The 13663-nt window shown below is 50.2% G+C and carries 15 protein-coding genes; 1 reads left to right on the forward strand and 14 read right to left on the reverse strand.

Going from position 1 to position 13663, the window contains the following annotated elements; translation table 11 throughout:
- Positions 1–10: 10 nt before the first annotated feature.
- Genes H8705_RS06480 through H8705_RS06545 form a run of 14 tightly spaced genes read right to left on the reverse strand, consistent with a single transcriptional unit; the run spans position 11 to position 11810 of the window.
- On the reverse strand, positions 11–556 hold the full coding sequence (locus H8705_RS06480) for a BMC domain-containing protein (RefSeq protein WP_262395018.1): 546 nt from the start codon (positions 554–556) through the stop codon (positions 11–13).
- Positions 553–1908 carry a 4Fe-4S dicluster domain-containing protein gene (locus H8705_RS06485; RefSeq protein WP_262395019.1) on the reverse strand — a complete coding sequence of 452 codons (1356 nt, stop codon included), beginning with the start codon at positions 1906–1908 and terminating at the stop codon, positions 553–555. The genes H8705_RS06480 and H8705_RS06485 overlap by 4 nt, the downstream gene beginning before the upstream one ends.
- A 12-nt stretch (positions 1909–1920) precedes the next feature.
- Positions 1921–2193: a EutN/CcmL family microcompartment protein gene (locus H8705_RS06490; RefSeq protein WP_262395020.1), complete on the reverse strand. Its 273-nt coding sequence runs from the start codon at positions 2191–2193 to the stop codon at positions 1921–1923.
- Between the two features lie 12 nt (positions 2194–2205).
- On the reverse strand, positions 2206–2868 hold the full coding sequence (locus H8705_RS06495; RefSeq protein WP_262395021.1) for a hypothetical protein: 663 nt from the start codon (positions 2866–2868) through the stop codon (positions 2206–2208).
- Positions 2869–2921: 53 nt separating this feature from the next.
- On the reverse strand, positions 2922–3776 hold the full coding sequence (gene pduL / locus H8705_RS06500) for a phosphate propanoyltransferase (protein ID WP_262395022.1): 855 nt from the start codon (positions 3774–3776) through the stop codon (positions 2922–2924).
- 16 nt (positions 3777–3792) lie between these two features.
- Positions 3793–4659: an ATP-binding protein gene (locus H8705_RS06505; RefSeq protein WP_262395023.1), complete on the reverse strand. Its 867-nt coding sequence runs from the start codon at positions 4657–4659 to the stop codon at positions 3793–3795.
- A gap of 35 nt (positions 4660–4694) precedes the next feature.
- The gene (locus H8705_RS06510) at positions 4695–4982 is read right to left on the reverse strand and encodes a BMC domain-containing protein (RefSeq protein WP_262395024.1); all 288 of its coding nucleotides are present in this window, start codon (positions 4980–4982) and stop codon (positions 4695–4697) included.
- Positions 4983–5010: 28 nt separating this feature from the next.
- Positions 5011–5301 (reverse strand): BMC domain-containing protein, encoded by a 291-nt coding sequence (locus tag H8705_RS06515; RefSeq protein WP_262395025.1) that lies wholly within the window; start codon positions 5299–5301, stop codon positions 5011–5013.
- Positions 5302–5319: 18 nt separating this feature from the next.
- Positions 5320–6810 (reverse strand): acetaldehyde dehydrogenase (acetylating), encoded by a 1491-nt coding sequence (locus H8705_RS06520; RefSeq protein WP_262395026.1) that lies wholly within the window; start codon positions 6808–6810, stop codon positions 5320–5322.
- A 12-nt stretch (positions 6811–6822) separates the two neighbouring features.
- Positions 6823–7476 (reverse strand): ethanolamine utilization microcompartment protein EutL, encoded by a 654-nt coding sequence (gene eutL / locus H8705_RS06525; protein ID WP_262395027.1) that lies wholly within the window; start codon positions 7474–7476, stop codon positions 6823–6825.
- A gap of 13 nt (positions 7477–7489) precedes the next feature.
- A complete protein-coding gene (eutC, locus tag H8705_RS06530) occupies positions 7490–8356 on the reverse strand; it encodes an ethanolamine ammonia-lyase subunit EutC (protein ID WP_262395028.1) in 867 nt (288 codons plus the stop codon).
- Entirely contained in the window at positions 8353–9735 is a 1383-nt protein-coding gene (locus tag H8705_RS06535; protein WP_262395029.1) for an ethanolamine ammonia-lyase subunit EutB, read from the reverse strand. The genes eutC and H8705_RS06535 overlap by 4 nt, the downstream gene beginning before the upstream one ends.
- Positions 9736–9759: 24 nt before the next feature.
- Positions 9760–11190, reverse strand: a complete 1431-nt coding sequence (locus tag H8705_RS06540) for an ethanolamine ammonia-lyase reactivating factor EutA (protein ID WP_262395030.1) — start codon at positions 11188–11190, stop codon at positions 9760–9762.
- A 29-nt stretch (positions 11191–11219) separates the two neighbouring features.
- A complete protein-coding gene (locus tag H8705_RS06545; protein ID WP_262395031.1) occupies positions 11220–11810 on the reverse strand; it encodes an ANTAR domain-containing response regulator in 591 nt (196 codons plus the stop codon).
- A 1244-nt stretch (positions 11811–13054) separates the two neighbouring features.
- On the opposite strand from H8705_RS06545, the gene H8705_RS06550 reads away from it, so the two are divergent.
- Complete coding sequence (locus H8705_RS06550; protein WP_262395032.1) at positions 13055–13555, forward strand: GNAT family N-acetyltransferase; 501 nt, start codon at positions 13055–13057, stop codon at positions 13553–13555.
- Positions 13556–13663 lie beyond the last annotated feature (108 nt).

Below are 13663 nucleotides of genomic sequence, written 5' to 3' on the forward strand. Positions count from 1 at the left end.
TTAAATTAACTTAGTACAGCGTCTGGAAAATTTCCATATGGGGGCTAGGGATAACCACCTTGCTTACCAGCATCCCGTTCTCTTCTCCCTGTTTTGCTCCAGCATCCACGCTGGCTTGCACCGCGGCCACCTCGCCGGTCATAATCACATAGGACTTTCCGCCGATTCCCGTACCCAGACGTACTTCCAACAGGGTGACATCCGCCGCTTTCACCGCCGCATCCGCACCTTGAATAGAGGCCGTTACGCTGAAAAATTCCAATACCCCCACCGCATTGACCTGTTGGGGCAGGGTTGTCATATTAATCGCCTCTATCACCTGGGGATGAACCCGCGGGATAATCAGTTTATCCACCACGTTCGCCTGGCCGATCGTCTCCCCCGCGTCCAGAGAGGATTGTACCGCCGCTACTTCCCCGCTGATAAGAATATGATATTTCCCTGGGCAACTGGGTTTTGCGGTCACTAGGCGCACCTGGGCCGTCTTGAGCATGGCGTCCGCCGCTTCAATACCTTTGGCGATACTGTTCAGTTCCAAAAAACCGATGGTAATCATTTGGTTTCCCTTCTTTCAATCACAACTCTTTCCCCTACGGATACCACCGTCCCGTCGATACTGGCATGGATATTGGCGCCCAGCGCTTTTTGTGGTTTTTTCCCGATCAGCTGGCCGCATACAACCTTTTCCCCTGCCTTTACTACAGCTTCGCTGGGCGCGCCAATATGCTGTCTCAAAGGAATTTCTACATGGGAGGGCTGTATCTCCTTTAGTTCATCGATCTGGTAATCATAGTATTTTACCACGCCTAACCGGGCGGCGATACGTTTGGAAGGGATCCGCCGGTATTCCCGCTCATCCCGGGCGAAAACCGGCTCTTCCTGAGATTTTTGATATTTGATTTTGGCCTGGGCCAAAGCTTGTTTCACATAAACGTTCACCTGCCGGGGATGAAGCCCCATAGGACAGGCAAAGGTTTCACATACGCCGCATTCACTGCAGATTTGGGCCTGGCGAATATCAAAATCCTCCAGCAGCTCGGTTACGTCTGCATTATAGGCGAGTTTTCGCATAATCTTATGGGGCCGCAGGGGATGTCCGGTTAAGTACCGGGGGCACATCTCTGTGCAGTTGCTGCATTGGATACAAGCGGATTTCGCCCGGTTGAGAATACTGCGCAGCGGCGTCTCCCGCCCGGATACCAGGGCCGCCTGCTTGGGAAGCAGGATAATTCCCGAGGTGGTTTTACTCACCACTTGTGCGCGGGCCTCTTCTTTCCCAAACAATTTCCCCATCAAGGGGCCTCCGGCAATCACCATATAATCCTCCAGCAAAGCGCCTCCCGCCGCCTGAATACAATCCTCAAATCCTGCGCCTAAAGGGGCATACACCACCGTCGGGTGGGCTACCTCTCCGGTAACCGTCAGATATTTATGGGTGAAGTTCTTTCCCTGCATGGCCTCAAACACAGCGTACATGGTGGCAATATTGGAGACCACCGCACCCACATCCAGCGGTATCCCCGCGGGTGGGACCGTACGTCCGGTCACATCGCACACCATGATTTGTTCATCTCCGGCAGGGTAGAAGTTTTTCATTTCATACAAATGAACCGAGCTGTTTTTTTCCTGGATCGCTTTCGTAAGAGAGGCAATCTCTTCTTTGTAAGTGCATTTTAAAGCGATAAATATTTTTTCTGCCCCAATCTGTTTGGCTGTTTCTTCCACCGCCTGGATAATCTGGGGAGCTTTATGAATCATCAGGTACCGGTCGGTACGCAAAAGGGGTTCGCATTCCGCTCCGTTGATAATCAGGTATTCCACCTGGCAGCCAAGTTTTACATGGGTAGGAAAACCCGCGCCGCCGCAGCCAACAATCCCTGCTCCCTCGATAATTTCTAACAGTGACATTCTTCCACCCTCTTATATTCCTACTTCCACACTGTCAATGATACCCACAATAGCCGCGTCAATGGGCAGATTGTCATTTCCAAACGCCCGGCGGGCGGTGCTTCCGCTGACTACCAGTACTTTTTCCCCGATACCGGCGCCTACCACATCAGCGGCGACCAGCGTATTCTCTTTCTTTTTGCCGCTGGCGTGGTCCACCTGCTGCACTACCATCAGTTTCATACCGTTAAGTTCCGCTTCCTTTTTGGTCGCCCATACATGGCCCACCACTTCGCATATCAGCATTTCGCCGCCTCCTTAAATAAATTCTATTTCATATCCCCGCAGCACGTCCCGTGCCAATGGGGTAATCATTGTGCCTCCCGGAAGTTTTATTTTTCCATCCGCCGCGCCGTTTATCAGCTCCTGAGCTTCCCTGGCGCAGAGCACCTTCGACGGACCTTTCGCCGCAGAAGACGCTTTAGGGGAGGCCGGACGGCAGGACAGCCAGTTTTCTATTTCTGCCAGGGACCCGATTTTAATATCAAATTCCCGCAGCCTTTGCACATAACCTTCCAGCACCTGATAAAACCGCTTGTTGGCCGTCTGTTTGTACTGCCGATAGGTTAATGCGCTTTCCAGCAGATACACCGGTATCCCGCACAGCAGCGCTTTTCCCACCGCGCAGGAAAAGGGGCGGCTGTCTCTTGCCAGCGCCACATCGGAAAGCTGAGCGTTGGTAAGGCCGGTGATTATTACCCCCTGATATTTATGAATATCGCCGTCACGAGCGTAATCTTCCTGCTGATACAGCCGGTATTTCTCCAGCAATTTGGCGCCTAACGGCTGCAGTTCTCCCAGCACCAGCACGGGGATTTGCCCTGTACAAACGGTCGGTTCCTGGACACGGGGAAACTCTCCCAGGGCCTTTATCACCTCTTTTGTAATCGCCTCAATAAGCTGCGGGCTAATTTGTGCCATGGGAAAACCTCCTTTTCTTTGCCGGGGAAGCTTCCCCGGCTTATCTTCATGTCTTATAAAAGCAGACTGCCTGTGTTTCCGGTTTGGAAGGCGCAGGCGTTGGCCTCGTCAAAATCGATGTGCATGGCAAGAGAAAATTGATCGCTTACCCGCACAATAACATCCTCAAAAGTTACTGGGCGGGAGGTGTTCATTTTTACCCGCACCGATTGGTTGTCTTTTACCCCAAAGGCCTGTGCGTCTTTACAGGTCATATGGATATGGTTTTTCGCTACAATTACCGATCCGGGCGCCCGCACCATATCTTTATCAGAAAAAATATACACATCCCCGCCGCCTTCGGTATCCCCCGACTGACGCACCGGCACAGCCAGCCCCAGCCCTCTGGCGTCGGTGAAAGAAAGCTCCACCTGGGTGGATTTTCTCACCGGACCTAGGACGGCCACATTTTTGATCTCCCCTTTTCCGGTGATCAAAGTTACCCTTTCTTCGCACAAAAACTGTCCCGGCTGAGAAAGTTCCCGTTTGGGCGTCAGCTGATGACCTATCCCAAATAAGGCGTCCACGTCCTTCTGGGTCAGATGCACATGGCGGGCGGAAACCTCCACCGGTATCTTTCCCGGCTGGGAAGGCGATTCTATGGAACTCTCCTGTTCAGCCTGGGATTTCGGCTGGACTTCCCCTTGCATTTTTACATTGGCCCAGGCAGGAGCATCCATCTGAGCCGCCTGCTGGGGGGTTAGCGTCAGTCCCGCCCATGCCGGCGCGCCGTCCACCTTCGGCAGCTTTGCCGGCATACAGCCGTTTTGTCCAGGACAATGTTTGATCTGGGTGGGAGCGTTTTCCGTTTTAAGGACGTATTCGCCTACTACCTGAGATACGATCTTACGGATCGCTTGTTCCTCCATATCTGCTCCCCCTTTTTTAATTTTCATAATATCCGCTGGCCAAACGCAGCATCAAAATATAAATAGCGCTGCTCAGCCGGTTCATTCCCTGTAAAATATCTTCCCGTTGAATATTCTCCCCTGTGCAGAACGCATTCACCGCCGCAATCTCTGCTTCCCGTGACTGGGTGCGCAGGGAGTTTAGTTTCGCACACAAAGCGCCCAGAGTATAATCCGGCAGAAGATGCCCAATTCCCAGCTGTTCTTTGGGATGGTGAGACATCTGGCGCAGGGCAGTTTCATCCAGGCCCAAAATAGTTTTGTCCCCAAGCTCCTGGTTTTTCACCTCGCAGGAAAGGGTTTGGCGCACATAAGAAAGCACCTCTCCCAGATCGCCGACCAATTTTTCTTTTCTTTCCTGCTGAGCCAATACCTGCAGCTCGATGATCATTGCTTCCAAACTGTCCATCTTCCCGCGAAATAAAATGCGGGGATGATTTTTTGCCACCAGCACATTGGCGTACAGATGCGTCATATGTTCCGGCTTTTCTTCATAGAAACTGCCGTCCAGCCCCACATACGTGTGTCCCTGGGACTGAGCCGCCGCTTGCGCGGCGGGGCGGATTGCTCGGTTTTCCCGCAGATGGGCGCAAGACGGACTTATTTCCTGTCCCTCTTTCCCATAAGAGGCCGGCGCTTTTACACTGTTTCCCCCTCTGGGACAGGGGACGCCGGGCGCAATTTCACAGTCCACCGGCGTGCCGTCCACTAAGAGGGTTAAGTTTTTTTCCCGTATGTAATCTTTCGCCTGCTGAGTGATATAAGCATCCTTATCCGCGTTGATCACGGTAAGTCCATGACGCAGATGAAGCTGGCGCACCGCGTCTTCACTGAGTATCATCATAGCTATCGTTCCTTTCGGCAATCAGACCGAAAGCATTAGCCTTCAATCTTCGGGAGAATACCTTCCACTTCTGCATGAGGCCGTGGGATTACATGCACAGAAATCAGTTCCCCTACCCGGGAAGCTGCCGCCGCGCCTGCATCGGTCGCCGCTTTTACCGCGCCTACGTCCCCTCTTACCATTACAGTAACCAGACCGCCGCCTACGTGCTCTTTTCCAATCAACGTTACATTTGCCGCTTTTACCATGGCGTCCGCCGCCTCAATCGATCCTACCAGCCCCTTGGTTTCAATCATGCCTAACGCTTGTAAATTTACCGCCATTGTTATTTCCTCCTAGCTTTTTTAATTATTATTTTGTTTCAATCTTCGGGAGAATACCTTCCACTTCTGTATGAGGCCGTGGGATTACATGCACAGAAATCAGTTCCCCTACCCGGGAAGCTGCCGCCGCGCCTGCATCGGTCGCCGCTTTTACTGCGCCTACGTCCCCTCTTACCATTACGGTAACCAGACCGCCGCCTACGTGCTCTTTTCCAATCAACGTTACATTTGCCGCTTTTACCATGGCGTCCGCCGCCTCAATCGATCCTACCAGCCCCTTGGTTTCAATCATGCCTAACGCCTGTAAATTTACTGCCATTTCAGTTACCTCCTAAAATTATCTTTGTTTTAATATATTTTGTAAAACCTCTCGGGCAATCCGTTCAATATCCGCCTGGGTAATCCCTTCGCTTTGCACAGGTCCTGCCGCGGGGCTGGAAACGCCCGCGGCAGCTTTCTGCGGCCGCAGCTGCTCTAGTTCCCGTACCCCCCAGGCAACCCTTCGGATATTTATCAAGTTCATCGGCCCCACATTATCGGAAGTTGCACTGCCTCCTACCGCGCCGCAGCCCAACGTTAACGCAGGCGCCAATTTAGTAGTGGCTCCAACCCCTCCCAGTGCCCCGGGAGTATTGACCAGCAGACGGGAAATCGGTTTTTTCAGGGCAAATTCCCGGATAACCGCTTCATCCTGGGAGTGGATGGTCATCGTGTGTCCTGCCCCTTCGTTTTCCAGAATAGCGATGCATTTTTCGCAGGCGCTCTCCCAGTTATCCTCCACAAAGAAGGCCAAAATCGGACAAAGCTTTTCTCTGGAATAGGGGTATTTTTTCCCCACCTCTGTCTGCATGGACACTAAGACTCTGGCTTCTTTGGGCACCTGGATCCCCGCCATATCGGCGATTACCTGGACGCTTTTTCCCACAATGGCCGGATTCATGGTATTATTGGCGCGCATAATCATTTTTTCGACCTTTTTCGACTGCTGCTCGTCCATCAGATATCCGCCTTGCCGCTGAAGCTCCTTTAGCACCTGATCCTGGATACATTTCTCCGTAACAATCGACTGCTCAGAAGCGCAGATAGTGCCGTTATCAAATGTTTTGCTGTCTAAAATATGCTTGATGGCCATGGGGATGTCCGCTGACCGCTCAATAAAAGCCGGCCCGTTTCCCGGTCCCACTCCAATGGCCGGATTTCCGGAGCTGTACGCCGCCTTCACCATCGCTTCGCCGCCGGTAGCCAAAATTACCCCTGTATCAGGATGTTTCATCAGCTCGTTAGTGGCCTGAATTGTGGTTGTTTCTATACATTGGATCAGATTTTTGGGAGCCCCCGCTTTGTCGGCGGCTTCTCTCATAACGGCCACTGTTTCCAAAATACATTTTTTAGCGTTGGGATGGGGGCTGATCACAATGGAATTTCCTGACTTAATTGAAATCAGCCCTTTAAACATTGTAGTGGAAGTCGGGTTGGTAGACGGGATCAGCGCGGCTACTACCCCGACAGGAACCGCAACCTCCATCAGTCCGTTTTCCCGGTCCTCTTTGATAATTCCAACTGTTTTCATGTTTCGCATATAATCGGTGACAATCCTGCTTCCCAGCAGATTTTTTACCACCTTGTCCTGCCAAATTCCAAATCCCGTTTCTTCCGCCGCCATTTTCGCCAGCTTTTCTGCGTTTTCCACACAAGCCTGACAAACTTTTTCCACCAGCTCATCAATCTGAGCCTGGCTGTATTTGGAAAGTTCTTTCTGGGCGGTTTTGGCATTTTTCATTAGATCGCGGACTTCCTGAATGGACTGTAAGTCCTTATCTAACACCATATTATCCTCTCCTTACTGTTCCCTTGGGGTGGCGGCCACTTCCCTCACCATAGCCGCAAACGCGTCGCATGCCGCTTGGCAGGCCGCCTGTTCCCCGGTTAAAAGCGCCCCTGCGAAGTTTGTTTCCGTAGGAGGGCCGTAAAATAACCTAAGCTCCACCTGGGCCATTTTCACCGCCGCATCTACCGCACAGATGGCCTCCACCGGCGGGGCGATTAAATATGCCAAGGAATTTCCCTGCTGAATTTTTGCCTGTTTGGAAAGATAGGAGCCGGTCCGGGAGATACAATGGGCAAAGTAGACGATACTGTCATCCTCGTTGGCGCTGTAAAAACATCCGTCATTTTCAATGAAGGACACCGCGGCATCGATACCGCTTTTTACTTCCTCCGGGTCGCTTCCCGCTAAAATTCCGATAAATTCCCCCGCCAGTTTGGTGGAAGCATTTTTCGCCCCTGCGTACATGGAACGGGCATACACCACCTGCACATCCGCCTTTTTGGTGGCTTCATCCAGCGCTGCATAAGAAACATCGTCGCTGTCGGTGGTAATAATTCCCAAGCTGTTATACCCTTGAGAGGATTTTAAACATTTCAGCAGCACTGGATCCGCATTGGGGAGAAACCGGACTCCCAGCACAGTAGTTCTGATCGGATCGCCTGTCAATACGTTCTCCTCCTTACATCTGCAGATCAACCCCGCTGGCTTTTCTCTCCAGCATGGTTTTTATGACTGTGGCAATATGGGCCCCAGCTTCTACCGCCGGGATACCGCCTTTGTGGATGTTGGACACCACCGTACGCCGGGCTTCCGGCATTCCTACAGCGGCCTTATACGCGATATACGCGCTCATACTGTCCGCCGTAGCCAGTCCCGGACGTTCCCCGATAAGAACACAGGTCACCTGCGCTCCCAATGCCTCGGATATCACGTCCATAGCCGGCACCCGTCCAAATTTTACAAAGAAGGGCGTCCCTGTCTGGATCCCATACCCCTTCAGACCATCCATCAGCGCCGGGAGCACATCCCGGGCATTGGCGTCCACCGCCTGGCTGCTCAGTCCGTCACAAACATAAATCTGCACTGTGGGGGCAGATTCGCATTTGGATTTTAGCTGGTTTATGGTTTCCGGGCTGAACTGCCGCCCCAGATCCGGGCGGGTCAAATGCTCATTTCGCTCGGTACATAAGGTCTGTACCGAAAAAAGGTTCAAATCTGAAAGCACCTGCTCGTCTACATCCCGAAACACGGCGTCTCTGGCGATGGCGTGGTCCGCCCGCAGAGTGAGCATAGTAGCTGTTTTCAGTCTCGGGCCCGCCTTGCCTACGCCGATGCGGGCGGGGGTTTTTGTTTTCATCTGTTCCAGCGCATCCCGGTTGACAGGATGCTCAATATTAATAGCCATCTTGTGAGCTTTGTCGGTAATATCCGCCAGAGGCTCGGTTTCTTCTGCCGACGGCTGCTGTGCCGGGGCCGCCGGCGGCTGTCCGGCAAGCTGGGCCAGCACTGCTTGCGTTACCAGTTCTATGAGCTTTTGATCGGTCATCCCAATCCCCCCTTTCTTTGCGTAAAGAGGGAGGCGTCGCCCGCAAGGGAAGTCAGCTTCCCATTTTCCATAATTCCCAATTTCTCCAGCCACTCCTCAAATTCCCGAATCGGGCGCAGGCCTAAAATTTCCCGCACCGCCGAAGCGTCATGGTAGGAGTTGGTCTGGTAGTTAAGCATAATATCGTCGCTGGCAGGTACGCCGATCACATAAGTACATCCGGCGCTGGCCAAAAGAACCGTTAGGTTTTCGATATCGTTTTGATCCGCCATCATATGGTTGGTATAACAGCAGTCGCAACCCATGGGAATACCGGTGAGCTTGCCCATGAAATGGTCCTCCAGTCCCGCCCGGATTACCTGCTTGCTGTCATAAAGATATTCCGGCCCAATAAAGCCCACCACGGTATTTACCATAAAGGGGGAAAAATGTTTCGCGTACCCGTAACACCTGGCCTCCATAACCACCTGGTCATAACCGAAGTTGGCCCCGGAAGAAAGTTCCGATCCCTGCCCCGTTTCAAAATACATTACGTTCGGCCCTGTGCCGGTGCCATTTTTGCGGAGCATCTCTTGGGCTTGCTTCATTGTTTCAGTGGTGAAACCAAAGGCCTCGTTTCCTTTTTGAGAACCCGCAATACTTTGGAAAATCATATCGGTGGGCGCTCCCTGCCGAAGCGCCTCCATCTGGGTGGTAATGTGGGCCAAAACGCAAATCTGGGTGGGAATCTGCCATTTGTTTTTGACTTCATCAAACCGTTTTAAAATCTCCGCCGCGGAGGCCGCCGTATCGTTTACCGGATTTAAACCGATCACCGCGTCTCCGACGCCATAGCTTAGCCCTTCAAACAGAGAAGCGGTAATCCCTTCCACATTGTCCGTTGTATGGTTGGGCTGAAGCCGGGTGGAAAGGGTTCCCCGTTTTCCCATAGTGGTGTTGCAGTGAGTATGTATCCGAATTTTATTCGCAGCGTACACCAAATCCAAGTTGGACATGAGCTTGGCCACCGCGGCAATCATTTCCGCAGTCAGTCCTTGACTGACCCGGCGGATATCTTCTTCGGTGGTGGCGTAATCCATCAGCCATTCCCGCAGATCGCTTACCGTCCAATTTTTAATCTTGTCATAGATTCGCTCGTTTACCCCATCCTGAATAATTCGGGTCACGTCGTCCTCTTCATAAGGCACCGCCGGATTGTTGCGTAAATCGCTGAGCAGAAGATTGGAAAGCACCTCTTTGGCGGCGATGCGTTCGCTGTCGCTGGCGGCGGCAAGCCCTGCCAATACGTCCCCCGACTTTTGCTCGTTGGCTTTAGCAAGGACCTCTTTGATCGAATGAAACTCGTATACCTGACCCGCCAACAGAGTTTTCAGTCTCAAAATCATTCCCTCCTTTTGTTTTCTCTATCCATAAAGCAATGTTTTTACTACTACCGGCACCGCCATTCCATTCATCAGGGGCCGTCCAATATCGATATAATCCCCAAACTGGACACTGATGCTGTCAATACAAACCAGCTTCCTGTCTAAAAGCCGCCGCTGCATGGCCTGCCCCAGGGCTTTGGCAAAATCTCCCCGGCATAATACCATCACCGTCTGCTCTTTTCCCAGGGCGCTGTCCGCCGTATGGCACAAGGCGTCCGCCAGCAGATTTAGCTGACGGTAGGAAAGGCTATCGATATCCTGGATACAAAAAAGCAGATTATCACAGTCGTTTTGCTCTAAAAACCACTCGGTTTCCTCCCGCAGGTTGCGGTCGTTCCCAGTCAAACACTGGTGTTCTGTCTCTCTCCCCAAAAGAAAAGCGGGAAGGTTTTTTACTGGAAACACGCTCTCGTCTGTATAAGTAATCGTACTTCCGCTGACAGAAGTTGTATAGGAACCCGCTCCCACCACCGTGGCCCGGATCGTCTCCTTGGGGGGGATTACCTGGTAATCCCTCATAAGAGAGCTTTCCCGAATACTGTGGGCCAGGATCGGACCAATGTCCCCAAACCGAAACCAATCCTCCTGGGGAGAATACACACAGTCCGCCACCCCGCCGGAAAAGGTGATATATTCCACCGGCCTTGAAAGGGTCAGACGGCTGCTTCCCGCCGTGCGCATCTCCTCGCACAATTTGGAGGCCGTAAATTTCAGCGTATCTTCCAGCACCTGCGCCATGACCCGACACAGACGGTCCAGCTCCTGCCAGTCAGCCGTCCGGCCAAGTTCCAGCGAAACGCCGGCGGCCTTCATAATCGCCGGCAGCCGGGGACTTAGGTAGGTAACTTTCTTCTGCCTGTCCACCTGCACCAGCCGCCCGCCAATATCCCAGCAGCCTTTTGCGCAGAGTTCACCGCAATGAAACACAGCAATATTGGTGGTACCGCCGCCAATATCCAAATTGGCTACCACACAGCTGTGTTCTTTGGAATACTGCTGTGCACCCGCTCCTTTGGCAGCGATAACACTTTCCAGATCCGGCCCTGCCGTGGCAACCACAAAATCCCCCGCAAAGGAACTTAATGTCTGTGTCACCAAAGAGGCATTCTGTTTTCTGGCGCTCTCCCCAGTGATAATCACTGCGCCGGTTTGTATCATAGAAGGGGTAATCCCCGCTTTGTCATATTCTTTTTCCAGTATTGCCCGAATTTTTTCTGTATCAATCAGTATACCGTCTACCAAAGGGGTGGTATAGATCTCGCTTTTATAAATAATCTCGCTGCCTACAATACACACCTGGGGTACAGAAAAGCCGGAGGCAGTGTTGCGCATCTGGATCCGGCTGAGCACCATGCTGGTAGTAGACGTGCCGATATCAATACCCACGCTTAAAATGGAAACTCCATTCACCCTTCTTCCTCTCCGTTTCTTCTCCCTTTTTATTTTGCGTCCGGCATATCCTGATAACTCAAAATTAAAAGTTCTGCAATCTTTTTCATGGAGGTGCGTTTTTTCATGCTTAAAAGCCGGATATATTCATAGGCGTCTTGTTCGTTGATTTTTTTCTTTTTCATTAGCACGCCTTTGGCCTTTTCAATAACTTTGCGCTCCTCCATCTTTTTTTCTTTGTCCTCAATATCCCGCCGCAGCGTCATCAGTTCCTGACTGCGGGCGATTGCCACTTCAATAGCCGGAATCAATGATTTTTGGTCGATGGGCTTTACTACATAACCCATCACCCCCAGCTCCTTGGCGGTTTTAATAAAATTGTCGTCGCTATAAGCGGTGGAGAGCACCACACAGCCGGCCAAATTTTCCTCGATAATCACTTTGGCCGCGCTCAGCCCGTCAAGCAAAGGCATTTTAATATCTAAAAGCACCAAATCCGGAGCGTGTTGTTTGCATAAGCTGATCGCGTCAAACCCATCCCCTGCCTGGCCCACTACTTCATAACCATGCTGTTGGAGCTGTTCTTTCAAATCCAAGCGAATGATCGCTTCATCGTCGGCAATCACTACCTTATATCCCATAGTTTTTCCCTCTTTTTCAATCTCGGTGATCCCTCTTCATCCTGCATAAAATAACAAAAAGCTTTACCCCTTTTTCAAGGAGCAAAGCCTCGTCGCTTTCTATTTGATACGCCGCTGTACCAAATAACGTCATTTAATTAATAATATTTTACCATAACGCCTAAAATTCGTCAATGATTTTCTTTAAGCTGCCAGATCTCTTTATTCCTCCGGCAGCCCTAGTTTTTACGTCCTTTTCTCAAACCGTCCCCCACATTTTGGGCACGTGATCTCAATTTTCCCTCTGCCTTTGGGAACCCGCAATTTTTGTCCGCAGCGAGGGCACTTAAAATGCCGATGGGTTTTAGAGGTTTTTATTCTTTGGGAGAGCGCCCAAAATTTCTTTCTTATTGGTTCTATTTTACGGACAAACCGTACATTTTCCAGATAGCGCTTCTGAATATTGCGGGAAAACATCCGATAATAGCATATTACCAGTAAAGTGAACGCAATTAGGAAAAATATTCCCCAGCGGCTGAACCTTCCTATCGCTATAAAAAACAAGCTCCCAATCAATAGCGCCCAGCAAAGCTGATCGGTCCCATAACGTCCCGCCATGATCCGTCTTAGCCAGTTCAAACGAAAACTCTCCTCTTTTCCTTATCATTAATTTTAAGGATAGCACAAGCCAACCTAGCTTTCAACCATAAAATGTTTCGAAAAAATCAACTTATTTCTTAAAATTTTTCCTCCTCACCATAAAAATATTGACTTTCTTCTCTTGTTGTACCATAATGATGAGTAGGTAAGAAGTCTTTATCGTATCCAGCAATTTTTAGGAAGACCCCTTTTAAAGTTTTATTATTTTGCCTATCTGTAAGTTATATATAGGGAAAGAGCCTCAAGCTTTCGGGCCGGAGGCTCTTTCCCTGTTTTTTGTAATTGCGTATACGAGAAAGTTCAGGTATAATAAAAACCAGCGGCAAAATATCATTTTGCCCCCGGACCCTGTCCGGCCTTGGTTTCCCTTTCCGGGAAACCATCCTGCCTTTTGCAGCCTGCGCCCAAAAACGCGGTGCGTTTTTCCCAAAAAAGCGAGGCAAATCATCCGAATATTAAAATAGCAAGGATTTATGGCGCTTTGGCGTCCAAGTTCCTTATAGCGAGATAAGGCAATAAGGTCCATCATCATACATAGTCGAAATGGTTGACAAATCAGAGGGATTCAAGTCCCTTTCATTTCATCGACAGTTAGGAGCTCCAAAATGATAGAATTAAGATTAGTTAAATCAGAAGAAATACAGATAGCGATGGAGATTATCAATGCTGCGAAAATCCACTTAAAAGAACAAGGAATTGACCAATGGCAAACGGGCTATCCTGATTATGCTTGTATCGAAAGAGATATTATTGACCAAAAAGGTTTTTTCGTTGTAGATGAAGAAAGTATTTTGGGCTATTTATGTATTGATTACGATGGAGAATCTGCCTATGATAATATGCAAGGCACATGGAATACTTCTGAAAATTATGTCGTAGTGCATCGTATGGCTTTTACTGAAAAGTCAAGAGGAAAAGGTGTAAGCAGTGTTGTGTTTCGTCTGGTAGAGGAATTGAGCAAAAGAAAAGGCATAAATTCTTTCCGAGTAGATACAGATGCGGACAACAAAAAAATGCAGCATATCTTAAAGAAGAATGGCTTTTCGTATTGTGGTACAATTTGGTTTGATAATAGTGAAAAAATAGCATTTGATAAGACGTTTTAAAACGGATAAACCCAAATGACGGAATATACCTAATAAATGAGAGCTGTTTTATCTCATCAATTTATCCGCCAACTTGCCCCCAGGCCCTGTCTGGCCTCGGTTTTCCAT

The organism is Youxingia wuxianensis (assembly GCF_014385085.1).
In the GTDB taxonomy this organism is placed as follows: Bacteria; Bacillota; Clostridia; order Oscillospirales; family Ruminococcaceae; genus Youxingia; species Youxingia wuxianensis.